Genomic DNA, 22,680 nt, shown 5'->3' on the forward strand with positions numbered 1-22,680 from the left:
GATGAAATACTTCAGAGAGCGACGCCCGACTTGCGCGCGGCGCGCCAAAGGATCCATTGCCGCCTGAGCTGCGACAGCTCAACCGGGGATCTGAAGGGATCGAATCCCGGTTTTTCCATGCGTTTCAGGAAAGGTTCGACCAGCGCCAGCGGCAGGAACGCCGGGGCGATGTGGGACGGGATCTCGGCTACCCTGGCCCGGACACGGCCCAGATGGTGGCGGACATGCTCGCGCATTTCCCCAAGCGCGGATCCAAGCTCCGGCGTCATCTGCCCCTTCAGAACGGTTGCGGTGTCAACGCCGTGACGGGACAGGACATCGGCGGGCAGATACGTCTGGCCGCGGCCCGCATGCCAGGGCAGCGCCCGCAGCAAACCGCAGATGCCATAAGCCACGCCGGCATGACCTGCGATTTCGGCGGTGTCCGTTTCCTCGCCCCTGTTCAATACGAGGCAACCCAGCTGGATCAGGGCTGATGCGGTCTCGCCGCAATAGCCTTCCAGATCGTTCAGGCTCGGCATCGGATCATTGTAGAGATCGAAAACCCGTGCATCGATCATCGCAGTCAACGGCGCGCGCGGTAGCCGATAGGTCTCGATGGTTTCGGCGAGAGCCGCCGCAACCGGGTTCGCATTGGCCGATCCGTGTGCGGTTCCTTCCAGGAAATCCCGCCACCACTGCAGGCGCACCTCTCCCGGAAGCGGATCGCTGACCAGCTCGCGAACACGGGCGATCTCGACATTGAACGCATAGAGCGCCAGCACGCCCCTTCTCGTTTCCTCCTTGGCAAAGAGGCTCGAAAGATAGCGATCGCGGTCCTGATCGTAGACCAGCTGTCCGGCATGATCGAAGTTTGTGTTCATGTCAGCCATATGGCGCGGACGCTGTCCCTAGTCCACCGCAAGCAAGGCGGTGGCGACTGCACGCTCTTCGGACAGCATCACATTGAAGGTGCGCACGGCAGCACCCGTCGACATGCTGTCGGAAATGATGCCAGCCTCGCGAAACGCCTGCTTGAGGTCTGCCGGTAGCGGCCTGAGGTCGACACCAGTCCCCACGAGAAGAACCTCGATGTCAGTGGTTTCCTGAAGTACGCGCTCGAAAGCCTCAATACTCAGATCGTCAAATGTGAGCGGGTCCCAGCCATAGATCCCGGACGGAACGCACAGGAGCGAGCCCCTGTGCGACATGTTTGCGAACCGGAAGCCGCCATTGCCATAGGCATCGATCGGCGCCCGGCCCGGAAAATGTGCGTCCCTGATCTGCATCGCTGTCTCAGGTGGCCGGAGCCGGATCGGCGTCGCCGTCAGCTTCCTCTTCGTCTCCGCCCGATGACTTTCCGTCACTGCGAAGGTTCAGAAAGATCAGCAAGGGAGCCGCCAGGAAGATCGACGAATAGGTTCCGATCACGATGCCAAAGATCATGGCGAGCGTGAAGGAGCGAATGACTTCACCGCCGAAAATCCAAAGCGAGAAAAGTGCAAGCAGCGTGGTCAGGGAGGTCAGCGTCGTACGCGACAGGGTCTCGTTGATCGATCGGTCGAGTACGTCGGTCAGAGCCATCTTCTTGTAGCGGCGCAAGTTCTCGCGGATGCGGTCGTAGACGACCACGGTATCGTTCAGCGAATAACCGATGATCGTGAGAACCGCGGCAATTGACGACAGTGAGAAGTCGAGCTGCAGGATCACGAAAAGGCCGATGGTTACGATGACATCGTTTGCCGTCGTCAGGATCGCGCCGACGGCGAACTGCCACTCGAAGCGGAACCAGATGTAGAACAGGATCGCAATGAGCGAGGCAATCACGGCGATGACCCCTGCACGGGCCAATTCGCCCGAGACGCGCGGGCCGACGATCTCGACTCGGCGGAACTCTACATTGTTGTCCTCGAATGCGGCGCGAACCTTGCCGATCACGGCCTGCTGGGCGAGTTCACCGCCCGGCTGTTCCTCGATGCGGATCAGAACTTCCTCGGGCGAACCGAATTCCTGCACCTGGACGTCGCCAAGGTTCAGCGCCCCCAGCTCGCTACGGATCGAGCCGATATCGGCGGGACCATCGGTCTTCATCTCGATGACCGTACCGCCCTTGAAATCGATACCGTAGTTCAGGCCGACGACCGCAAACAGCGCAATCGAGGCAATACCGAGAAGGATCGCCAGCGGGAAGCTGATCTTTCTCAGCCACATGAAGCGGAATTTGGTGTCATCCGGAACAAGTCGGAGCAATGCCATTTATTCGTCTCCGGATCAGATAGGCAGTTTCGACGGCCGGCGGCGGCGGACCCATAGGGCGACCAGCAGGCGGCTGAAAGTGAAGGCCGAGAAGACCGTTGTGAAGATGCCGACGGCAAGCGTGACGGCAAAACCGCGAACCGGACCTGATCCAAGCTGGAACAGGATCAGGGCAGCAATAAGCGTGGTCACGTTGGCATCAAGGATGGTACCGAGTGCGCGGCTGTAGCCTGCATCGATGGCCGAGATCGCCGACCGCCCTGCTCTCGCCTCCTCACGGATACGTTCGAAGATCAGCACGTTGGCGTCCACCGCCATACCGATGGTGAGCACGATGCCCGCGATCCCCGGCAGCGTGAGCGTCGCTTGCAGAAGGGTGAGTGCACCAAAGATGAGACAGATGTTCACCGCAAGAGCAAGATCCGCGATCAAACCGAACTTTCCGTAGGCGAGGATCATGAAGATCACGACGGCAGCGGCGGCAATGATAGATGCAAGCTGCCCTGCCTCGATCGAATCCGCACCAAGGCCCGGTCCGATTGAGCGCTCCTCGATGACCGTCAGCTTGGCAGGCAAGGCGCCGGCGCGCAGCAGAACGGCAAGGTCGTTGGCGCCGTCAACGGTGAAGTTGCCGGAAATCTGGCCCGAGCCGCCTGTGATAGGTTCGCGAATGACAGGCGCCGAGATCACTTCGTCATCAAGAACGATGGCGAACGGACGGCCCACGCTCTGCTGGGTTACAACGGAAAACTTGCGCGCACCGGAAGTGTTGAAGCGGAAATTCACCACCGGTTCGTTGGTACGCTGGTCGAAGCTGACCTGTGCATCGACAAGGTCTTCACCGCTGAGGAGCGGCGTCTCTTCCAGCAGGTAGGGAATTGGCGGATCGTCGACCGACATTGCCACGACGGTTCCGACCGGAGGACGGGACTGCATCGCCTGCTCGCCGCTCATGGACGTATCGACCATGTGGAAGGTCAGCTGGGCGGTCTGCCCAACAAGATCCTTCAGGCGTTCCGGGTCGCTTTCGCCCGGAGCTTCCACGAGAATACGGTCTGCGCCCTGGCGCTGGATGTTCGGCTCGGTGGTGCCGAGCTCGTCAACGCGGCGGCGGATGACCTCGATCGACTGCTCGACGATCGACTGCATCCGCTGGGCAAGGCCTTCCTCGGTATAGGTGAAACGTACCAGGCCGTCGTCGGAGACGGTCAGTTCGAACTCATTGACCTGCTGGCCGCCGAAAACGGAATTGACCAAAGGCGTCTGCAGCTCGGACAGGCGTTCACGCGCTTCCTCCAGCCGGTCCATGTCGCGAATGCGGACTTGCGCGGAATCGCCCTGAACCCCGAGCCCGGTGTAGCCGATCCGAGGCTGCTCGCGCAGCTGTGCACGCACATCGCCGACAAGGGTTTTCAAGCGTTTCTGGACATAGTCCTGCTTGTCCACCTCATAGAGCAGATAAGCACCGCCCTGCAGGTCGAGGCCAAGCACCATCTTGTTCTGCGGCAGGATATCCGGCCAGGCTTCGAGGGTCTTGGTCGAGAAGAAGTTCGGCAGTGTGGTCAACACACCGGCAATGACCACGAGGGCGATCAGAACGATCTTCCAGCGGGCGAAATATAGCATGACGACAGCCTGTCTAGAAAAACCGGGCCAGACCGTTGTGCCGGCCCGGTACAGGATTTGAGGATAAGGGTACCAGGACCCTTATGCGCCTTCCTTGGCCGGTTCGGACTTGGCACGCACTTCCTGGACCATCGAACGTACGATGCGAACCTTCACGCCTTCTGCCAGTTCGACCAGCAGCTCGGCGTCGTCAACGACCTTGGCCACTTTGCCGATCAGGCCGCCGGTGGTGACGATGGTGTCGCCGCGGCGCAGGTTGGCAACCATTTCCTGGTGCTGCTTCATGCGCTGGCGCTGCGGGCGAATGATGAGGAAGTACATGATCGCGAAGATCAGCACGAACGGCAGAATGGACATCAGGAAGTCCGGTCCCAGCGGGCTGCCGGCAGCTTGCGCGTAAGCGGGCGTGATAAACATCAATTTCTCCTTGAGGGTCGTCCTTCGACGAGGACAGCAACTGCAAGCCTCGCGAAAAACGCCTAATTCCGGTGGCCGGACTATACTGTCGATGCCGCGCTTTTCAAGTAATCCAAGCACAATCAGGCGTACCGCTTTGCGAATAAGCGACGTTTTCCAGATGGATTGGCCGTGCTAGGTCTCGGAGCAACAACAACTGGCCCCTCAGGTGGGGCCGAGCGTGAAGGTTTTAAAGAGCATATGTCCGAGCTTTCGATCCTTTCCGAGAAACTCGATTCCCTGATCGCCCTTATTGCCCGTGCCGTTCCTGCAGAACCCAAAGCACCGGATTTCGACAATGCAGAAGCCTTCGTCTGGAACCCAGATCCGGGCGAGCTTCTGCCCGTGGCCAGGGTCAACCGCGTCGATCTTGCCCTGCTTTGTTCAATTGCTCGCGTGCGTGACCTGCTGATGGACAATACGCGCCGTTTCGCGAAGGGACTTCCTGCCAACAACGCCCTGCTGTGGGGCGCACGAGGCATGGGCAAGTCGTCCCTCGTCAAGGCTGCTCAGGCGGCCGTGAACGCGGAGCTCGGCAATACGGATCTGAAGCTGATCGAAATCCACCGGGAAGACATCGACTCCCTGCCCGCCCTGATGAAGCTTATCGACGGCAGCGGCAAGCGCTTCATCATCTTCTGCGACGACCTCAGCTTCGACCATGACGATACCTCCTACAAATCCCTCAAGGCAGTCCTTGAAGGCGGCATCGAGGGACGGCCGGAGAATGTCATCTTCTACGCAACGTCCAACCGCCGCCACCTTCTGCCGCGCGACATGATGGAGAACGAGCGCTCCACCGCCATCAACCCGTCGGAGGCGGTAGAGGAAAAGGTCTCCCTGTCCGATCGTTTCGGCCTCTGGCTCGGCTTCCACAAGTGCAGCCAGGACGACTATCTGGAGATGGTCAATGGCTACGCTGCTCACTACAAACTCGGCGTCGAAGCGGAGGCCTTGCGTGCCCAGGCGCTGGAATGGGCAACGACCCGCGGCAGCCGTTCGGGCCGCGTCGCCTTCCAGTTCATTCAGGATCTCGCTGGACAACTGGGCCGGACACTCGACTGACGCACGAAAAAGCCCCGGACAATCATCCGGGGCTTTCATGAAGTGTCTATCTTGCTCTGCCGGACTGCGATCAGCTCTTGGGCAGGTAACGCAGTGGATCGACCGGTTTGTTGCCCTTGCGCAGTTCGAAGTGAACCTGCGGCTGGGAAACGGATCCCGTCGCACCGGCATTGGCGATCACGTCGCCACGAGTGACCTTGTCCCCGCGCTTGACGTTCAACTGGGAATTATGCGCGTAGGCTGACACCCAGCCGTCCTCGTGGCGCACGAGGATCAGGTTGCCGTATCCCTTAAGCTCATTGCCGGAATAGATGACCGTGCCGTCGCTAGCCGCCTTGACTGGCGTGCCTTCCGGCACGGCCAGATTGACGCCGTCATTGCGCGTTCCGCCCGGCTTGGCGCCGAAATCGGAAATGATCCGGCCACGGACCGGCCAGCGGAAGCTCGGCCCCTCGGCGGCATCCGCCGGCTCTGCACTGGCAACAACCTGCGGGCGCTGGATTGGCTCGGTCGGGCGCGCCTCCCGTTCGACCGGAGCGGTCGGGGCAGCAAGCGCGACCCGCTGGGTCGTCTCACGGCGCGACGGAGCGGCAGACGGCGCTGGCACCGAGCCGCTGACCGATGCAACAGGCGTAGGCTGAGGCGCCGGAGCCGCGACACGACGGGACGCGGGCTTGGATTTGGGGGCAGTTGCAACACGGATCGGCTCGGCATCGCTTGCAACGTTGCCGGTGCGGACCTGAGCAAAGCTGGGCTGCTGATAGGGCTTGCGATCCGGCAGCGGCGTCGATCCGCTCAGGCTTTCCGCAGGACGGACCGAGCCGGTCACGATCTCCGGCTCGCTGCGAACCTGAGTAAGCCGTACGGGCTTGCCTTCACTTGCTGTCTGGCTGGCGACGCCGTTGCGATCTGAGTAGACGTAGGTCGGAATAACGATCATCTGTCCGGGACGAACCTGGTTCGGATCCTCGATGCCGTTTACGGCCACGATCGCCTCGACGGGGACACCATAGCGGCGGGAAAGACTGTTGACCGTATCGCCGGAGCGAACCGGAATACGCGTCCCGCCTGCCGAGCTCCAACCGCGCCAGTTTGAACCACCTGAAACAGGCACCTCGGGCGCAGGCGCGGTTGCGACGGGAACCGGGTTTGAGCGGACCGGCGTCGCATTGGGAAGATCCTGCCGCGAGACGACAGGCGCCGCACGGCGCGGGGTGATAGAACCGGTGGTTACCGGTTCGGACGATGCCGAAGGAAGCCCCGCGGCAGTCCCGCCCGGACCCTGCATGATATCCTGGTAGCTGGGCTGCTTGCCGCCACCTGCAAGGATGGACCTCTGGTTGTCGGTTCCGCCGGTATAGATCGGCGCCTCACCGAAGCGCTCGACGGCAGAGCTGCACCCTGCCAGAACACCGGCGGTCAGAGATACAAGAGCGACCCGGGAAACCAGGGTGCTGCGGAGGGAACGCATCCGCTTGTTCATCGTCTTACTCAACCAGATACTAGTGTGACCAACATGGTTAAGATTAGAAACGAGTAAGGTTTACAAAGAACTAAGACGCGGACTTAAATCGGCGACGCGGATGATGGCCTGAACATGCCAGGCATTGGACGGCTTTTTTGAACGACGCGTCTTTGCCAACAACGTCGGGAATTCTCGTCGTTTGTCCGGCAGAATATCGGTCTTATCGCAATTCAGTGCATTGATCCGGCCATGCGAAGGTCAGATCTGGTTCAGCCGTTACGCAAGTCGGCATCCCCGTATGAGCACCGGGCGATCGCCTGCCCCAACGGGCCACCTTACAGGATCGATGCCTTTCCGGACGTCAGTGCAATCATGCGCACGGGCTCAAGCTCCTCAACGTGGAGGCCGTCTCCGTCCCGCGTGATCCGGGTCAGTTGCTGAACATTGCCCATATCGCCCACCGGCGCGATGAGAATACCGTCCGGCGCGAGCTGGTTGAGAAGAGCCTCAGGAACAGCGTTCACGGCGCCGGTCAGGATAATCCGGTCGAATGGGGCACGCGCTTTCAATCCGTCAAGGCCATCGCCCTCATGGACACGTACATTCGACAGCTTGAGAGCCGCAGTGCGCTGAGCTGCAAGGGTTGCAAGCGTCCTGTATCGGTCGATGCTGTCAACCGATCCTGCGACATGAGCGAGAATTGCCGCCTGATATCCCGACCCGGTTCCGATCTCAAGAACCTTGTGCCTTGCCTCGACCCGGAGCGCCTGAACGATCCGCGCCACAAATGATGGCGCAAGAACGACCTGCCCGCACTCGATCGGCAGGATCGAATCCTCGTAGGCAAACTGGTGATGAACCGCAGCAAGAAACAGACGGCGCGGCACCCGCTCGACCGCGGAAAGCACTGCACGATCACCGATACCCTGACCGCGCAGGGACAGGATCAGCTGCGCCCTGGCCTGCGCCTCGTCCGTATCGACCGCACGGGCATCTTCCGGCAGTTTCAGCGAGGACATGGCACTCATGCTGGACAGACCCTAACTCGACCAGGAACGACTCAGGCCAGTTCTCCGGCCAACTGCTGAACCATATCATGGGCGGTCAGATCGATCCGCAACGGAGTGACCGAAATGAAACCGTCTCGCACAGCATGAAGATCGCTGTTGTCGAGGATCGACTGGCCGCGGTCCTGGAAACCGAGCCAATAGTAAGGATAGCCACGACCGTCACGGCGCTCGGAAATCGTCAGCCCCGACTGTTCGTGATGGCCCTGCACGGTGACTTTCGTACCCTTCACATCCTGCGGATCACAGGCCGGGAAGTTGACGTTCAAAAGCGTATGTGGCGGCATCGGGAAATCGAGCAGCTTGCGGAACAGCTCCGGAGCATGTGCCTCCGCGGTGCCGTAGTTGGGCTCCGACCCGACATCCCAATTATAGGCCTGGGAGACAGCGATCGAGCGAATGCCGAGGATGGATCCCTCCATGGCACCAGCAACCGTGCCCGAGTAAGTGACATCCTCAGCAAGGTTCTGGCCCTTGTTGATACCAGACAGGATGAGGTCCGGCATACCCGGCAACACCTTGCGAACGCCCATGATAACGCAGTCGGTCGGCGTGCCGCGCAGCGCGAACTGATGCTCGGAAATTCGCCGCAGACGCAAGGGATCACTCAAGGTCAGGGAATGAGCGACACCGCTCTGGTCGGTTTCCGGCGCGATCACCCAGACATCATCGGACAGCGTCCGGGCAATGCGCTCGAGCGCTGCCAGTCCCGGCGAGTGAATGCCGTCATCATTGGTGATCAGGATACGCATGTCAGCCGATCTTCTCCAAACCGTTCATGTAGGGGCGCAGAACCTCGGGCACCGTGATCGAACCATCGGCATTCTGGTAGTTCTCCAGCACGGCAATCAAGGCACGGCCGACCGCAATGCCCGACCCGTTCAGCGTATGAACATGGGCAAGCTGCTTCTCGCCGGCAAGGCGATAGCGGGCATTCATGCGGCGCGCCTGGAAATCGCCACAGACGGAACAGGACGAAATCTCGCGATAGGTATCCTGCCCCGGCAGCCAGACCTCGATGTCGTAGGTCTTGCGCGCACCGAAGCCCATGTCGCCGGTGCAGAGCGTCATGACCCGGTAATGCAGGCCAAGCTTCTTGAGAACGTTTTCCGCACAACCCAGCATCCGCTCCAGTTCTGCGAGCGAATCGTCCGGTTTGGTGACCGAAACCAGCTCACACTTGGAGAACTGGTGCTGGCGCAGCATGCCTCGGGTATCGCGCCCGGCAGAGCCTGCTTCGGAACGGAAGCAGTAGGTAAGCGCCGTTACGCGCAGCGGCAGAGCCTCTTCGGCAACGATCTCGCCGGCGACCAAGTTGGTCAGCGGCACTTCCGCTGTCGGGATGAGGTAGTGGTCGCCACTGGTCTTGAAGAGGTCTTCCTCGAACTTTGGCAGCTGACCCGTTCCGTAAAGCGCGGTGTTGTGTACCAGAAGCGGCGGCGACACTTCCATGTAGCCGTGCTCCTGCGTATGCACGTCAATCATGAACTGTCCGAGCGCACGTTCAAGACGCGCAAGCTGGCCCTTCAGGACAACGAAGCGCGAACCGGACAGCTTGGCAGCGGTGGCAAAGTCGAGGCCCGCTTCGGCGCCTTCCAGTTCGAAATGCTCCTTCGGTGCATGATTGAACGAAAAGACGGGCTTCTCGCCGACGACACGCAACACGACATTGCCGGCCTCGTCGTCACCATCGGGCACATCGTCCAGAGGAAGATTCGGAATGACGGACAATGCAGCTTCGAGCGCGGCGACGAGCTCGCGCTCCTTTGCCTCGCCCTCCTGGATGAAAGACTTGATCCCGGCGACCTCGTCCTTGAGGGACTGGGCCAACGCCGCATCCTTGGCGGCCATCGCCTTGCCGATTTCCTTGGACGCGGCATTGCGCCGTTCCTGAGCTTCCTGAAGCTTGCTGATGTGAGATCGGCGGGCGTCATCCAGAGCGATGAGCTTAGCGGCAGAAGCCTCGTATCCGCGGCGCGCAAGCGCCTTGTCAAAGGCTTCGCTGTTTTCCCTGATCCATTTGATATCGAACATCGTGCTTCCCGGGCAACGCTTGAGAACTTCTCGGCTCAAGCGCTACGCAGGTGGCAGGCAGGCCGCTCAGGCCTCTTCAGCCTCGCGTTCTGCTTCCCGATCTGCGCGTTTGCGCTCGATGAGCCGAACAGAAATGATGGAGACTTCGTAGAGAAGCAGCGTCGGCAGCGCAAGACCGATCTGCGAGATCGGATCCGGAGGCGTCAGAATTGCGGCAGCAGCAAAGGCTCCGACGATTGCGTACTTGCGCTTTTCCCGCAGGCCCTGTGACGAGACAAAGCCGACTCGGCCCATGAGCGTCAGGATGACCGGCAGCTGGAACACAAGGCCGAAGGCGAAGATCAGGATCATGATCAGACCAAGATATTCGCTGACCTTGGCAAGGTGCTGGATCGCGACCTTGCCTTCACCGCCGACCTGTTCCATCGACAGGAAGAAGCCCATGGCCATCGGCATGACGAGGAAATAGACCAGGCACGCTCCAATCGCGAAAAGGATTGGCGTTGCGACCAGGAATGGCAGGAACGCGCCCTTTTCCTCCTTGTAGAGGCCCGGAGCGACAAACATGTATATCTGCGATGCCACGACCGGGAATGCCAGGAAAAGCGCACCGAACAGCGCGAGCTTCAGCTGGGTGAAGAACCATTCCTGAGGTGCGGTAAAGATCATCTGCACGGCACCTGGATCGGGCGCAGCACGCAGATACGGAACCGTCAGGATGTTGTAGATATCCGTGGCAAAGTAGAAGCACACGATGAACATCACGATGATCGCGATCACCGATCGCATGAGCCGTTGACGCAGCTCGATGAGATGTTCGATCAAGGGCGCCTTGGACGCGTCGATATCTTCCTGGCTCATGCCTTGGTATCTTCCCGTGCAGTCTCTGCGGCCGCACTTGCCGCGGGCTCGGTCTTTGCCGTCCCGGCTGACGTCTCAGCAGAGCTTGCCGCTGCTGCGTCATCACCGGAAACCTTTCCGGCTTCTGCCGGTTCAGCCTTCGCGGCGGGCGGCGCAGGCGTCGTTGTCTTCTGCGCCACCTTGTCGGTCTCGATCGACTTCTTCAGATCCCCGAGGGGATTGAAATTGCCGACCTCCTCGACCTGTTTCTTCATGTCCGCGATGTCAGCCTGCTTTTCAGCTTCGCGGATCGCATCGTTGAACGTTGACTGGAACTCGCGCGACATACGGCGCAGCTTGCCGATGGTCTGTCCAAGGCCCCGGAGCATGCGCGGCAAGTCTTTGGGACCTACGACGATGATCGCAACACAGGCGATCACCAACAGTTCGGTCCATCCGATATCGAACATCTAAAGTCCAGACCGGTTGGTTACATGAAGATGGAACGGCATTACGAGAATGCCTGATGAAAATCAGCTGGCTTTGGACTGATTTTCGGTCTTTTCAGCAGAGACGCTTTCCGCCGGCTGATGATCGATCGTCTTGGGAGCTTCGTTTGCAGGAGCGGAGTCGTCATCCGCCATACCCTTCTTGAAGCTTTTGATCCCCTTGGCGACGTCGCCCATCAATTCGGAGATCTTGCCACGCCCAAACAGCAGAACAACGATCACCGCCACGATGAGGATCTGCCAAACACTAATGCCCATTACGCCAAACTCCCAGTTTCGATGCCTCTCGGCGGGGTCACTATTACAAAAAACACCAAGCCCCCGCAATACGATCGGCTATGCAACCAATTACGGAGATTGCCGATACCCTTAATGTGCGTTCTCGGCGTCGAAGATCAAGACATCCTGCGGATCCGTGTCGAGCGCGACGTCCATTCCGGCCTCCAGCCCGCTGCCCGGACGGATACGCGCATGCAATGCCTGATTGAGGCCTTCGACAATAATCGTCAGAAGATCCATCTCGCCGACGAATCGCCTGTTGGAAATGCGGCCGATTGCAGGCTTTGCATCAGCTACCTCCGGAAGCAGTCCATGCGGGCGAATACAAACGGAAAGCCTTGATCCGACCGGCCAATCTCCGGACGGGAGCATGCCGATAGCAGTTTCGATGCCCGCAGAGGTGACGATACCCTCCAGCTCATTCAGCTCGGAAAAGAATTTTGCCGCAAAGACATCTGCCGGGTTGCTGTAGAGCTCAGCGGAAGTGCCATGCTGGACCAGCCTACCCCGCCGCATGAGAGCGATCTTGTCGCCCATTCTCATGGCTTCTTCCGGGTCATGCGTCACGATGATGCAGGTAGCCCTGGTCTCGCGCAAAATGGTCATTGTCTCGTCGCGCACATTGTCGCGTAAGCGCCGGTCCAGACCGGAGAATGGTTCGTCCATCAGAAGAACCGAAGGACGCGGCGCGATCGCCCTCGCCAGCGCGACGCGCTGCTGCTCACCACCAGACAATGCGTGCGGGTAGTCCTGGGCATAGCCGTTGAGGCCCACACGCTCGAGCAGCGCCAATGCCTCTCGCTCCGCGGTCTGCCGGTCCAGGTCGCGCAAGCCAAACACGACGTTGTCGAGGATACTCATGTGTGGAAACAGGGCATAGTCCTGGAACATCAGGCCGACGCCACGCTTTTCAGGCGGAACGAACCCTTTCGGCCCGGAGACTTCGCGCCCGTTTATCAGCACCCGTCCTGAAAGCTGCTGCTCCACGCCGGCGGCGATCCGCATCAACGTGGTCTTGCCGCAGCCCGAATGGCCAAGCAGGCACAAGACCTCGCCCGGCGCGACTTCGAGTGACAGGTCGGACACGGACACATTGCCGTCGTAGGCATGGCTAACGTTCTCGAACACCAGTCCGGCAGCAATCGTTGCCCGGGCGGTGCCACGCGCACCCCAGCGTGGCTCAAGTTCGGTAAAGCCGGGTCCGGTCTTCGTTCTTGCGTTCAATACCGTCATCCCGCTCAGGTATCCGGGTCAAAATCGTCGCCATCAAACAGGGAGCCGTCTTCCAACGGATCTTCGTCTTCTCCCAGTTCTTCGTCGTCGTTGGGCGTCGGCACAAGGAACGACGCGGGGATGGCACTATCGAGCATGCCCGCGCCCTTCAACTCTTCCAGTCCCGGCAGATCACGGATCTGGTCAAGGGCGAAATGCGCCAGAAACTCCTCGGTGGTCCCGTATGTGACCGGCCTCCCCGGCGTCCTGCGCCGACCACGCATCCGGATCCAGCCTGTCTCCATCAGGACGTCCAACGTTCCCTTCGACGTCGACACGCCGCGAATTTCCTCGATCTCCGCTCGTGTGACCGGCTGGTGATAGGCAATGATTGCGAGCGTTTCAAGCGCTGCACGCGAGAGCTTGCGTTCTTCTTCCCGGTTACGGTGCATAAGGAAGGAAAGGTCTTCCGCAGTCCGGAAGGCCCACTTGCCGGCAACACGTACAAGATTGACGCCCCGCGCCTCATAGGTTCGCTGCAGTGTCTGAAGCAGCGATACGACATGCGTGCCGACGGGCAAGCGTTCTTCCAGCTCAAGCTCGGAGAGCGGCTCGGCCGACGCGAACAGCAATGCCTCCACCATGCGAAGGCCGTCGCGGTCATTCTCTGCGCGCCTGTGCGCATCGTCCTCGGTCAGGCTGCCGGACAACAGGTCGCCTTCATGTTCCATCGTCTTCTCCTTGCGGCAATGCACGGATATAGACCGGTGCAAAGGGCTCGCTCTGGCGGATTTCCACCTGTCCCTCGCGCACCATCTCCAGGCTGGCCGAGAAGGTGCTTGCAACGACCGTCGCCCAGTCCTCCTGATCGTACAGGTAGTCCTTGAGGTAGCTGTTGATCGGCGCCCACTCGCCGACGCGTCCGACCAGACGGGCGAGCAACTCCCTCGCCTCCTGGAGCGACCAGACGTTGCGGCGCAAAACCCGGACTGATGTGACGGAATTCCTCTGACGCTGCGTGGCATAGGCTGTCAGCAATTCGTAGAGCGTTGCCGACCAGACACTCCGGCGCTCAACGGAGGTTGTCTCCGGCATGCCCCTTGCGAAGAAATCCTGCCCCAGACGCGGCCGCGCCATCAACTTCGAGGCCGCCTCGCGCATGGCCTCGAGCCGTTGCAGGCGGAACGCAAGTGCGGCAGCCAGTTCCTCGCCGGTGGGCTCGTCCTCGTCCTTCTGTTCCGGCAGTAGGAGCCGTGACTTAAGATAGGCAAGCCATGCGGCCATCACGAGATAATCGGCAGCTAGTTCCAGCCGCATGCGCCGGGCTTCGGCGACGAACCCCAGATACTGCTCAACAAGTGCCAGAATCGAGATGCGCGCCAAATCCACCTTCTGTGTGCGTGCGAGCGTCAAAAGAAGATCGAGCGGACCTTCGAAGCCGTCGACGTCGACAACGAGCTGCGGGTCCGACGAAGCGCGCTCCACATCCATGGTGGAGGATAACAGATCCTGATCGTCACCCGCTGCCATTGCCGCTCGTCTTAATCCTCACACTTGGCCACAAAAGCCTGCTTCACGCCATCGCGTCGCCAAGCAGAATTCGGAACTCTGTCCGTGCTGCCTCGACGTCGAAGTTCGGATCCGGGTCGCGAAGTGCGGCGAGCGCCTGCGCGCACCGCAATTCCGTCATTCCCCCGATCTGTGGGGCGACTTCAGCAACAGCGTTCATCTGCTCAAGTTCACCGTTACAGTGAAGCACAAGATCGCAACCGGCAGCAAAGGTTGCGGCACATCTTTCGCGCATATCCCCACCAAGCGCCTTCATCGAGATATCGTCGCTCATCAGGCAGCCTGAGAAACCCATCCTGCCTCGAATGACCAAATCAATGATCTCGCGGCTCTGGGTCGCCGGGCGCGTGGCATCGATCTCGGTAAAGAGGATGTGTGCGGTCATTGCCAGAGGGTAGCCGTTCAGGTCACGGAACGGTGCGAAGTCTGTCGCATCCAGCTCGGCGACAGTAGACGTTACCTTTGGCAATTCCAGGTGGCTGTCGACAGTGGCGCGGCCATGCCCCGGCAGGTGCTTGAGTACCGGAAGGACGCCGCCGGCGAGCAATCCCTCGCAGGTCTCCCTTCCGAGCGACGCAATCGCCTTCGGGTCCGCTCCATAAGCCCGGTCGCCAATGGCATCGGCGGTTTCGGGGAACTCGACGTCAAGCAAGGGAAGGCAATTGACCGTAATGCCAAGTGCGCGAAGATCATGGGCAATCAGCCGGGCGCCAAGACGTGCAGCGGAACACCCTCGTGTCGGATCATTGCGATAAAGATCGCCGAAAACCCGCTGCGGCGGGTATTTTGGCCAATGCGGCGGGCGCAGGCGCTGGACCCGTCCGCCCTCCTGGTCGATCAACACCGGAGCATCGATGCGTTCTACAGCATCACGAAACTGCTGAACCAGTGCAGCAACCTGAACCGGTGTTTCGCAATTGCGCCGGAAAAGGATCAATCCCCAGGGGTTTTCACGCTGGAGAAAATCGATTTCAGCGTCCGTCAGGACCGTGCCGGGACACCCGGTTATAAATGCCTTTGCCATGACAAGGCCTTAACTTCGCGTTGCGAGGCGGTCAAGCACAAGCGGATGGCCAAAGGCGCTGCAAGGAGCGCTCGCAGCTCGATAGGCTGTTGCGTGCGCGCCCCCGCATCGCTCATAACGGGACCAGCCAAAGTTCGGCTGCGACCTTTCCGGTGGCAGCAATGATCCAGAAAAGAGCGGAAATACCATGCGCACGCGCTCCGACATACCCGTGGGTACCTTGCACAGACTGACGGTTCCCTCCGATTGCCTGAAGGGCAATCTGCTCGGCGATCCGTCCGACCGCGAGGTCGTGGTCTATACCCCATACGGACACGACGGATCAGGCCTGCCGCTGCTCGTCGACCTTGTCGGCTACACCTCGGGCGGGCCGGCGCATGTCGCCTGGAAGAATTTTGGCGAAAACGTCCCCGAACGGCTCGACCGCCTGATCCATGAGGGGACCCTGCCCCCGGTTGCTGTTGCCTTGCCCGACTGTTTCACGCAGCTCGGCGGCAACCAGTATATCGACAGTGCGGCCATGGGCGCCTGGGCCAGCTTCCTGACCAAGGAAATGCTGCCTGCCGTCGAGACCCGCTTCGGCTGTGGGGGCGATGGAAGGCGCGCCTGCTTCGGCAAGTCGTCGGGCGGGTATGGCTCGCTCGTTCATGCCATGCTGTATCCGGACGTCTGGGCAGCCGCAGCCTGCCATTCCGGCGACATGGCATTCGAACTTTGCTACCTGCCTGAAATGCCGAGCGCTCTCAGGGCAATCCAGCGGAAAGGTTCCATCGGCGCGTTCATCGACGACTTTCTTTCCGGTCCGAAGTTTCCCGGCAGCGCACTGCATGACCTGATGACCTTCGCGATGGCCGCAACCTACGACCCGGATCCGTCGGCACCTTACGGCGTCCGACTACCGGTCGATCCGGAGACTTGCGAAATCATCGAGGATCGTTGGGCGAATTGGCTGCAGTGGGATCCGGTCGTCATGGCAGACCAGCACATGGCCGCCCTTGGCTCGTTGAAGGGCCTTTGGATCGATTGCGGAACAGCCGATCAGTACAACCTGCTTTACGGCGCGAGGCGGATGACCAGGAAACTTACCGGAGCCAATGTCGCCCACGTCTACGAGGAATTTGACGACAACCACTCGTCGATTGATTACCGGCTCGACAAAAGCCTGCCATTCCTCGCAAAGGCACTGGCGAACTAGCTTAGCAGAGGCGATACCTGCCGCAGAAAGTGAAAGGCCGCACCGGGACACCCGGTACGGCCTTTTTCAATTCGCACTGTCTGCTGCCGTCAGTTACGGCGGACGAAACAGTCGCCGCCGGCGGCCTGCAATCCTTCACAAAGACTGATGGCGTCTTCGCGTGAAGTCATTGGAATGCGCGCACGATAGAAGGTTCCCCGGTCGGGAATTTCGGCTGCGACGATCACCGCATCGCGGCCTCCGAGAACCTGCGGGAAGCGGCGTTGAAGGCCGCTGTAGGCATCACGGGCTGCGTCGGCCGAACGCTGAGACGTCACCTGGACCACATAGGTACCGGCAGGGATCGTGCCTGAAGTGCTCGGGACCGGTGCAGCAGCAACAGGGGTTGCAGCGACCGGTGCTGCTGCAACGGGGGCGGCCTGCGTCGCGGGTGCCGGATTGCTGAGATCAAGCGGACCTCCGGTGGTAACGGCCCGAGGTGCGGCGGCGGTACGGACCGAGCCATCGGGCTTCTTCTTCGGCAAGACAGACGGAACATTTGCCGGCTGCTCCGGCAGTGCTGTTTCCGACTCCGCAACAATTGCAGGCGTTTGAAGGACGGGTTCAGACACTGCAGGGGTTTCATCTGCAGGCGGGGTTACCTCCGGAGCTGCGACCGCTGGAGCGGCAGGCTCGGGCGTCAGCGCAATCGGGGCCGTGGGCGAAGATGCCTGCGGCGTAACAGCGGGCGCCGTTTCATTGGTCGGCGCGACAGGACGTGTGGTCACCTGGCGCGGTTCCGCCGGCGATGAAGCAGGCTGGTCGGATTCAGGCACGATGGTCCCGTCCGGACGCACAACCAGGGTGCGGACTTTCTTGGGCGCACCGGGAACGAGAGGATCAGTTCCGGTTGCACCTTCCGGCGCAGGCGGCAACTCTGCCGGTGCGGTTCTTTCCGGCAGGACCAGACGTTCGCGCGACGTATCGGAAGTGTTTCCCACCCGGTCATAAATCAGCTTGGAACTGGATTGGTCCGGCTGCTCGGGAGATGATTCCGGATAAACCTTCAACGGGCCTTCGAGACCTGCGATCAGCGGCGGCGGCCCATCGGGAATGGATATGGAATTGCCATCCGTGAACAGGAAGACGCCTCCTCCCGCGATCGCAACCGCCAGAACGGCCGCGGCGACATAGAGCCCCTTGCGTGACCCGGTCGAATGCGGCGCCGCAGCTGCTTCCTCGCGCGGATGAGGCGGAAGAACACCGGAGCCTGCAAGGGTCGGATCACTTTCCTGCATCGCACGTGCAACGGCCTCGAGATCATAACCACCCGGCGGCGGTGGCGTCTCATCATCCGGCACGTCTGGAACCGCGGCTGCAGCAGCCGGCCAGGCCATGTCGTCGATGTCATCGGCGGCCGATGCGGTCGCCGTTCCACGAAGTTCTCCGCTGAACCGCTGCGGTGTTACTTCTGCAAAAAGGCTATCGAAATCGTCCTGTGCCGCGACTGGCGCAGGCGCCTCGGCCTGCGGCTGCGGGGTCAGTGAGGCAAACAGGTCGTCATCGTCGTTTTGGTCCGGCTCCGCTTGATCGGTCACATCAGGGGCTCGCCGGTCTTCATGGACAAAGCCGGTCTGAGCGACTGCGACGCCGTCATGGCCGTGGCTTGCGCCGTCATCAGGCTCGGAGAACTCGTCTTCCTGATATTGGGGGGCGGTCGAATGTGAACTGAAAATGTTGCCAATCGCAGAGGCAGGCCCGCCACGTGTATGGACATCGAAATCGGAAACTGATGGCTGAACCTGTGTCGCTTCTGTCGTCCGGTATCGATCAGGCTCAAACGATGCACGGAAGACGCCCTGAAGTTCGTCTTCCAACTCGGCTGTCAGATTGGCCTCGAGGTCGAGTGCGACACCGCTGTCGAGTCGGCTTTCCGGTATATCCAGGCCGAGATCCTCTTCAACTTCGGGAGCAGGTTCCGCAGCGAAGGGCTCGTCTTCGGCAGGAGCGACACGGTATGAGTTCGCATCATCATAGGCATCAAACTGCCGCGGCGCACCAGCCTCAGGCAGGCGCAGCGCATTTTCCAGTTCGTCTTCGAGACTCTTGGTGGTCGAGGACTGATTGAATGCCGGCTCCACGGATGGAGCCTGTGTTTCAAAGCGCGGCTCGACACGGCTAAAAGATGAGGCCGGCGCGGCCGGTTCCTCTAGCGCCACATCATCGAGTCCTGCGAAATAATCAGTGCGTCCAACCCGGCCCGCTGCTGCATCCTGATCAGGCTGACGGTTCCGATTTACGATCCGCGCCAGTTCGACGAGCGGATCTTCCGCGGGAGAATCGATCCCGTTGTCGGTGGCCGGCGTCCCGGGCAGCGGGTGTGTTGACGGATAGTCTTTTTCGTTTGCCATGGGCGATATGCAATCCGGCCGCAGTCTGTGGGCCCACCGGCAAGCCGGCAGGCACTACCATTTTACTTCAGCGCATTTCCTCAGGCGCTTCCACGCCCAGAATCGCCAGACCTGAAGCAAGTACCAAGGATACTGCCCGCACCAAGGCAAGACGCGCTAGGGTTAATTTGGCGTTTTCAGTGTTAATAAAGCGTAATTGCGGCAATTCCTTGCCTCGGTTCCAATGGCCGTGCAAGGAACTTGCGAGATCATACAGGTAGAATGCAATGCGATGTGGCTCGTGTGTTTCGGCTGCCGCGTCGACAATCTTCGGCCACTCCGCCATCTTGGCGATCAGTTCCAGTTCACCACTGTCGTCCAGAAGCGAAAGATCTGCCGCCTTGAGGCCTGCATCGCTGGTGTCCAGAGCCGGCACTTCTTCTGCTGCCTGCCGGAGGACGGAGCAGCAGCGCGCGTGCCCATACTGGACATAGAAGACAGCGTTATCCTTGGACTGTTCGGTCACCTTCTGGAAATCGAAGTCGAGCGGCGCATCATTCTTGCGGTAAAGCATCATGAAGCGGACCGGGTCACGGCCAACCTCATCCACCACGTCGCGCAGCGTGACGAAGTTGCCCGAACGCTTGGACATCTTCACCGGCTCGCCGGCGCGGAACAGTTTCACCAACTGGCAAAGGCGGACGATAACTTCCGACTTACCACCGGAAACCGCCTTGCCCACCGCCTGCAGGCGCTTGACGTATCCGCCATGGTCGGCGCCGAGGATGTAGATCATCTCGTCAAAGCCGCGCAGATACTTGTCACGGAAATAGGCAACATCCGCAGCGAAATACGTGTAGGAGCCGTCTGACTTCTTCAGTGCACGATCGGTGTCGTCACCGTAGTCCGATGCCTTGAACAGCGTTTGCTCGCGGTCTTCCCAATCATCAGGGACCTGGCCCTTGGGCGGCGGCAGCGTGCCTTCGTAGACAAGGCCGTCACCACGGAGGGCTTCCAGCATCTCGTCGATCTTGGACGGCGTGGCTCCTTCCTGAAGATGCAGTGTCTTCTCCGAGAAGAACACATCGTGGCGGACGTTCAGCTGCGCCAGATCCTCGCGGATCATGTCCATCATGGCATCGACGGTGAAAGGCTTGACGATGTCGAACCATTCGCTTTCGTCCATAGACACCAGCTTGTCGCCGTATTGTGCCGCGAGCGCCTTTCCGACCGGAACGAGGTAATCGCCCGGGTAGAGGCCAGCGGGAATCTCGCCGATATTTTCACCAAGTGCTTCCCGGTATCGCAGGAACGCGCTGCGCGCGAGCGTATCGATCTGCGAGCCGGCATCGTTGATGTAGTACTCGCGAGTGACATCGTAACCGGCATAGGCGAGCAGGTTCGCCAAGGCATCGCCGACGACAGCGCCGCGGGTATGACCGACATGCATCGGACCGGTCGGATTGGCCGAGACGTACTCGACGTTGACCTTCTTGCCCGCTCCACGGGTCGAACGGCCAAAATCCAGGCCATCAGCCACAACCGAGGCCAATACGCTCTGCCAGGCGGACGCCGCAAGACGCAGGTTGATGAAGCCGGGACCGGCGACGGATACTTCGGTAATGTCCGCATCCGCTCGCAGGGCCTCTGCAAGCTTGTCGGCAAGGTCCCGCGGCTTCATGCCGACCTGTTTTGCCAGAACCATCGCGGCATTGGTTGCCAGATCGCCATGCGCGGGGTCGCGCGGCGATTCGACCGTCACACGTGAGACGTCAGGAGCGGCCCCGTCCGGACCCGCCAGATCGAGACCGGCGACCGCTTTTTTTACGCGTTCGGCGAATTCCGCGAATATATTCATAACCATCCAACCGGCTGGAACGTGCAAACACAACAGCCCCGCGCGCAACGGGCCCAAGGGCCCGGCGCTGCAAGGGCCGACTCTATGAGCGATGCGCCTACCCTAAATCAGGGGTATCGTCAAACAATCTGCGATGTTCGTCCATGGCGAAGCGGTCGGTCATGCCCGCAATGTAATCACAGACCCGGCGTGCCATCTGCTCCTGACCAAGCCCTTCCAGACCACGGTTCCAGGGCGACGGCAACAGCGTCGGTTCTGCCAGAAAGCGGGCAAAAAGATCCCGCACGACACGAGCGACCAGCTTGCGGACCGCCAATACATCCTCGTGCCTGTAGACACGGGCGAAAAGGAAGCGTTTGACCTCCTTTTCCCGTGCAGCCATCTCCGCCGAGAAATCGACGACACAGCAACCGGCATTGCGGATATCATCGACCGTCCTCGGGGCAAGCTCCGACAGGCGGCGCATGGATTCGGAAATGACGTCCTCGACCATACGCGTGATCGACCGGCGGACGATCTCATGGATACGGCGGCTCTCTTCAAGGCCCGGATACTTCGCGTCCACCTCAGCGAGGATCGATGCGAGGAATGGAACTTCCTTCATCTCGTCTATGCGGAACAGTCCGGCCCGCAAGCCGTCGTCCAGATCATGGGCGTCATAGGCGATGTCATCGGCGATCGCTGCGGCCTGGGCTTCTGCACTTGGCCAGGTATCGAGGCCCAGATCCTGACTTTTTGCATATTCCCGGATCGCGAAAGGCAGTTCTGACCCGGAGAATTTGCCCAGTGGAGCGCCTTCGGCAGACACTAGCGGGCCGTTATGCTTGACGAGACCCTCAAGGGTTTCCCAGGCAAGGTTCAGGCCGTCGAACTCCGCATAGCGCTGCTCGAGCGAGGTCACCACACGCAGAGACTGGGCATTGTGATCGAAGCCACCATAAGGAGCCATGCACTCATGCATGACGTCCTCACCCTCATGACCGAAGGGCGTGTGGCCCAGGTCATGCGCCAGCGCGAGGCATTCGGCCAGATCCTCATCGAGCCGAAGCGCCCTGGCGAGAGAACGCGCGATCTGTGAGACCTCGATCGTATGGGTCAGGCGCGTACGATAGTGGTCGCCCTCGTGATAGACGAACACCTGGGTCTTGTGCTTCAGACGCCTGAATGCCGAGGAATGAATGATGCGGTCGCGATCTCGCTGGAACGGCGTTCTCGTCGGGCTTTCCGGCTCCGGGTAAAGGCGCCCCAGGCTCTTGAACGGATCCTGAGCGTAAGTTGCCCGCTCCTGCGCTCCAAATCCCAGAGCCGGTGCAACGGCGACCGATTGACTTTCACTTCCCACTGCGCCCCCTTGGACGAACCCTTTTACGGCACGTTGCAATGAGCGATCATTGACGCGCCCGCTTCCACACCATACCTATCGTCATAGACCGATAGATTTATGAGCTGTTGCACCTACGATCCCGAGCGGACGGCGCAAGCCGCGCGCACCCGAGGCGAGATCGAAGGAAACGCTCCAGGACAATAGCCGAACCATGACTGAAACACTTGAACATCCCGTAACAGTCAGTGCCCGCGCTGCCAAGCGGATCGCGAAGATCATTTCGAGCGAGCCGGAAGGAACGGCCCTCAGGGTCAGCGTCGAAGGCGGCGGCTGCTCGGGCCTGCAGTACAAATACGATCTCGTGACGGCACGCGAAGACGACGATCTCGTGATCGAAAAGGACGGCATCGAGGTGCTGATCGATTCCGTGTCGCTGCAATACATGAGTGGATCTGAGATCGATTTCGTCGACGACATCATTGGCCAGTCCTTCCAGATCAACAATCCGAACGCAGTGGCCGGTTGCGGCTGCGGCACCAGCTTCACGATCTGA

General features: G+C 60.5%; 22 protein-coding genes. 3 read left to right on the top strand and 19 right to left on the bottom strand.

Annotation, left to right across the window (positions count from 1 at the left end):
- Positions 1-11 precede the first annotated feature (11 nt).
- The 5 genes from ACN0SY_RS01165 to yajC form a co-directional block, all read right to left on the bottom strand.
- Complete coding sequence (locus ACN0SY_RS01165) at positions 12-863, bottom strand: phytoene/squalene synthase family protein (protein WP_417685837.1); 852 nt, start codon at positions 861-863, stop codon at positions 12-14.
- Between the two features lie 27 nt (positions 864-890).
- The gene (locus tag ACN0SY_RS01170) at positions 891-1,268 is read right to left on the bottom strand and encodes an Mth938-like domain-containing protein (RefSeq protein ID WP_417683926.1); all 378 of its coding nucleotides are present in this window, start codon (positions 1,266-1,268) and stop codon (positions 891-893) included.
- 7 nt (positions 1,269-1,275) lie between these two features.
- Positions 1,276-2,235, bottom strand: a complete 960-nt coding sequence (gene secF / locus ACN0SY_RS01175; RefSeq protein WP_417683927.1) for a protein translocase subunit SecF — start codon at positions 2,233-2,235, stop codon at positions 1,276-1,278.
- A 15-nt stretch (positions 2,236-2,250) separates the two neighbouring features.
- Entirely contained in the window at positions 2,251-3,861 is a 1,611-nt protein-coding gene (secD, locus tag ACN0SY_RS01180; RefSeq protein ID WP_417683928.1) for a protein translocase subunit SecD, read from the bottom strand.
- An 81-nt stretch (positions 3,862-3,942) separates the two neighbouring features.
- Positions 3,943-4,278 carry a preprotein translocase subunit YajC gene (yajC, locus tag ACN0SY_RS01185; RefSeq protein ID WP_417683929.1) on the bottom strand — a complete coding sequence of 112 codons (336 nt, stop codon included), beginning with the start codon at positions 4,276-4,278 and terminating at the stop codon, positions 3,943-3,945.
- A gap of 240 nt (positions 4,279-4,518) precedes the next feature.
- Between yajC and ACN0SY_RS01190 the strand changes: the two genes are divergently transcribed.
- Entirely contained in the window at positions 4,519-5,382 is an 864-nt protein-coding gene (locus ACN0SY_RS01190; protein ID WP_417683930.1) for an ATP-binding protein, read from the top strand.
- A gap of 70 nt (positions 5,383-5,452) precedes the next feature.
- On the opposite strand, the gene ACN0SY_RS01195 is transcribed toward ACN0SY_RS01190, so the two are convergent.
- The 11 genes from ACN0SY_RS01195 to nagZ form a co-directional block, all read right to left on the bottom strand.
- Positions 5,453-6,853: a peptidoglycan DD-metalloendopeptidase family protein gene (locus ACN0SY_RS01195; RefSeq protein WP_417683931.1), complete on the bottom strand. Its 1,401-nt coding sequence runs from the start codon at positions 6,851-6,853 to the stop codon at positions 5,453-5,455.
- Positions 6,854-7,182: 329 nt separating this feature from the next.
- A complete protein-coding gene (locus ACN0SY_RS01200) occupies positions 7,183-7,875 on the bottom strand; it encodes a protein-L-isoaspartate(D-aspartate) O-methyltransferase (RefSeq protein WP_417683932.1) in 693 nt (230 codons plus the stop codon).
- Between the two features lie 32 nt (positions 7,876-7,907).
- A complete protein-coding gene (gene surE / locus ACN0SY_RS01205) occupies positions 7,908-8,666 on the bottom strand; it encodes a 5'/3'-nucleotidase SurE (RefSeq protein WP_417683933.1) in 759 nt (252 codons plus the stop codon).
- Position 8,667: 1 nt separating this feature from the next.
- A complete protein-coding gene (gene serS, locus ACN0SY_RS01210; protein WP_417683934.1) occupies positions 8,668-9,948 on the bottom strand; it encodes a serine--tRNA ligase in 1,281 nt (426 codons plus the stop codon).
- Positions 9,949-10,014: 66 nt separating this feature from the next.
- Positions 10,015-10,809 (bottom strand): twin-arginine translocase subunit TatC, encoded by a 795-nt coding sequence (gene tatC / locus ACN0SY_RS01215; protein ID WP_417683935.1) that lies wholly within the window; start codon positions 10,807-10,809, stop codon positions 10,015-10,017.
- Positions 10,806-11,258 (bottom strand): Sec-independent protein translocase protein TatB, encoded by a 453-nt coding sequence (gene tatB, locus ACN0SY_RS01220; protein WP_417683936.1) that lies wholly within the window; start codon positions 11,256-11,258, stop codon positions 10,806-10,808. Before tatB ends, tatC begins: the two co-directional genes overlap by 4 nt.
- Before the next feature lie 63 nt (positions 11,259-11,321).
- Positions 11,322-11,555, bottom strand: coding sequence for a twin-arginine translocase TatA/TatE family subunit (locus ACN0SY_RS01225; protein ID WP_417683937.1), 234 nt, complete (start codon positions 11,553-11,555; stop codon positions 11,322-11,324).
- 111 nt (positions 11,556-11,666) lie between these two features.
- Positions 11,667-12,809, bottom strand: coding sequence for an ABC transporter ATP-binding protein (locus ACN0SY_RS01230; RefSeq protein WP_417683938.1), 1,143 nt, complete (start codon positions 12,807-12,809; stop codon positions 11,667-11,669).
- Between the two features lie 5 nt (positions 12,810-12,814).
- Positions 12,815-13,519, bottom strand: coding sequence for an SMC-Scp complex subunit ScpB (scpB, locus tag ACN0SY_RS01235; RefSeq protein WP_417683939.1), 705 nt, complete (start codon positions 13,517-13,519; stop codon positions 12,815-12,817).
- Positions 13,509-14,318, bottom strand: a complete 810-nt coding sequence (locus ACN0SY_RS01240) for a segregation and condensation protein A (protein ID WP_417683940.1) — start codon at positions 14,316-14,318, stop codon at positions 13,509-13,511. The genes scpB and ACN0SY_RS01240 overlap by 11 nt, the downstream gene beginning before the upstream one ends.
- Positions 14,319-14,361: 43 nt before the next feature.
- Positions 14,362-15,381, bottom strand: coding sequence for a beta-N-acetylhexosaminidase (gene nagZ, locus ACN0SY_RS01245; RefSeq protein WP_417683941.1), 1,020 nt, complete (start codon positions 15,379-15,381; stop codon positions 14,362-14,364).
- Positions 15,382-15,568: 187 nt separating this feature from the next.
- Here nagZ and ACN0SY_RS01250 point away from each other — a divergent pair, with 187 nt between their 5' ends.
- Complete coding sequence (locus ACN0SY_RS01250) at positions 15,569-16,576, top strand: alpha/beta hydrolase (protein WP_417683942.1); 1,008 nt, start codon at positions 15,569-15,571, stop codon at positions 16,574-16,576.
- An 89-nt stretch (positions 16,577-16,665) separates the two neighbouring features.
- On the opposite strand, the gene ACN0SY_RS01255 is transcribed toward ACN0SY_RS01250, so the two are convergent.
- From ACN0SY_RS01255 to ACN0SY_RS01265, 3 genes are all read right to left on the bottom strand, one after another.
- On the bottom strand, positions 16,666-18,966 hold the full coding sequence (locus ACN0SY_RS01255) for an SPOR domain-containing protein (RefSeq protein ID WP_417683943.1): 2,301 nt from the start codon (positions 18,964-18,966) through the stop codon (positions 16,666-16,668).
- A gap of 67 nt (positions 18,967-19,033) precedes the next feature.
- Positions 19,034-20,803, bottom strand: a complete 1,770-nt coding sequence (argS, locus tag ACN0SY_RS01260) for an arginine--tRNA ligase (protein ID WP_417683944.1) — start codon at positions 20,801-20,803, stop codon at positions 19,034-19,036.
- 97 nt (positions 20,804-20,900) lie between these two features.
- Entirely contained in the window at positions 20,901-22,145 is a 1,245-nt protein-coding gene (locus ACN0SY_RS01265; protein ID WP_417683945.1) for a deoxyguanosinetriphosphate triphosphohydrolase, read from the bottom strand.
- Positions 22,146-22,338: 193 nt separating this feature from the next.
- Here ACN0SY_RS01265 and erpA point away from each other — a divergent pair, with 193 nt between their 5' ends.
- Entirely contained in the window at positions 22,339-22,680 is a 342-nt protein-coding gene (erpA, locus tag ACN0SY_RS01270; protein ID WP_417683946.1) for an iron-sulfur cluster insertion protein ErpA, read from the top strand.

This window comes from Roseibium sp. (assembly GCF_048261595.1).
GTDB lineage: Bacteria > Pseudomonadota > Alphaproteobacteria > Rhizobiales > Stappiaceae > Roseibium.

What these genes read in the sequence shown, in the direction of transcription:
- ACN0SY_RS01165 (WP_417685837.1), bottom strand. Translation starts at nt 863, where the DNA reads ATGAACACAAACTTCGATCATGCCGGACAGCTGGTCTACGATCAGGAC.
- erpA (WP_417683946.1), top strand. Translation starts at nt 22,339, where the DNA reads ATGACTGAAACACTTGAACATCCCGTAACAGTCAGTGCCCGCGCTGCC.
- serS (WP_417683934.1), bottom strand. Translation starts at nt 9,948, where the DNA reads ATGTTCGATATCAAATGGATCAGGGAAAACAGCGAAGCCTTTGACAAG.
- ACN0SY_RS01230 (WP_417683938.1), bottom strand. Translation starts at nt 12,809, where the DNA reads ATGACGGTATTGAACGCAAGAACGAAGACCGGACCCGGCTTTACCGAA.
- surE (WP_417683933.1), bottom strand. Translation starts at nt 8,666, where the DNA reads ATGCGTATCCTGATCACCAATGATGACGGCATTCACTCGCCGGGACTG.
- ACN0SY_RS01170 (WP_417683926.1), bottom strand. Translation starts at nt 1,268, where the DNA reads ATGCAGATCAGGGACGCACATTTTCCGGGCCGGGCGCCGATCGATGCC.
- ACN0SY_RS01250 (WP_417683942.1), top strand. Translation starts at nt 15,569, where the DNA reads ATGCGCACGCGCTCCGACATACCCGTGGGTACCTTGCACAGACTGACG.
- ACN0SY_RS01190 (WP_417683930.1), top strand. Translation starts at nt 4,519, where the DNA reads ATGTCCGAGCTTTCGATCCTTTCCGAGAAACTCGATTCCCTGATCGCC.
- secF (WP_417683927.1), bottom strand. Translation starts at nt 2,235, where the DNA reads ATGGCATTGCTCCGACTTGTTCCGGATGACACCAAATTCCGCTTCATG.
- argS (WP_417683944.1), bottom strand. Translation starts at nt 20,803, where the DNA reads ATGAATATATTCGCGGAATTCGCCGAACGCGTAAAAAAAGCGGTCGCC.
- nagZ (WP_417683941.1), bottom strand. Translation starts at nt 15,381, where the DNA reads ATGGCAAAGGCATTTATAACCGGGTGTCCCGGCACGGTCCTGACGGAC.
- scpB (WP_417683939.1), bottom strand. Translation starts at nt 13,519, where the DNA reads ATGGAACATGAAGGCGACCTGTTGTCCGGCAGCCTGACCGAGGACGAT.
- ACN0SY_RS01200 (WP_417683932.1), bottom strand. Translation starts at nt 7,875, where the DNA reads ATGAGTGCCATGTCCTCGCTGAAACTGCCGGAAGATGCCCGTGCGGTC.
- ACN0SY_RS01255 (WP_417683943.1), bottom strand. Translation starts at nt 18,966, where the DNA reads ATGGCAAACGAAAAAGACTATCCGTCAACACACCCGCTGCCCGGGACG.
- yajC (WP_417683929.1), bottom strand. Translation starts at nt 4,278, where the DNA reads ATGTTTATCACGCCCGCTTACGCGCAAGCTGCCGGCAGCCCGCTGGGA.
- tatC (WP_417683935.1), bottom strand. Translation starts at nt 10,809, where the DNA reads ATGAGCCAGGAAGATATCGACGCGTCCAAGGCGCCCTTGATCGAACAT.
- ACN0SY_RS01225 (WP_417683937.1), bottom strand. Translation starts at nt 11,555, where the DNA reads ATGGGCATTAGTGTTTGGCAGATCCTCATCGTGGCGGTGATCGTTGTT.
- secD (WP_417683928.1), bottom strand. Translation starts at nt 3,861, where the DNA reads ATGCTATATTTCGCCCGCTGGAAGATCGTTCTGATCGCCCTCGTGGTC.
- ACN0SY_RS01240 (WP_417683940.1), bottom strand. Translation starts at nt 14,318, where the DNA reads ATGGCAGCGGGTGACGATCAGGATCTGTTATCCTCCACCATGGATGTG.
- ACN0SY_RS01195 (WP_417683931.1), bottom strand. Translation starts at nt 6,853, where the DNA reads ATGCGTTCCCTCCGCAGCACCCTGGTTTCCCGGGTCGCTCTTGTATCT.
- tatB (WP_417683936.1), bottom strand. Translation starts at nt 11,258, where the DNA reads ATGTTCGATATCGGATGGACCGAACTGTTGGTGATCGCCTGTGTTGCG.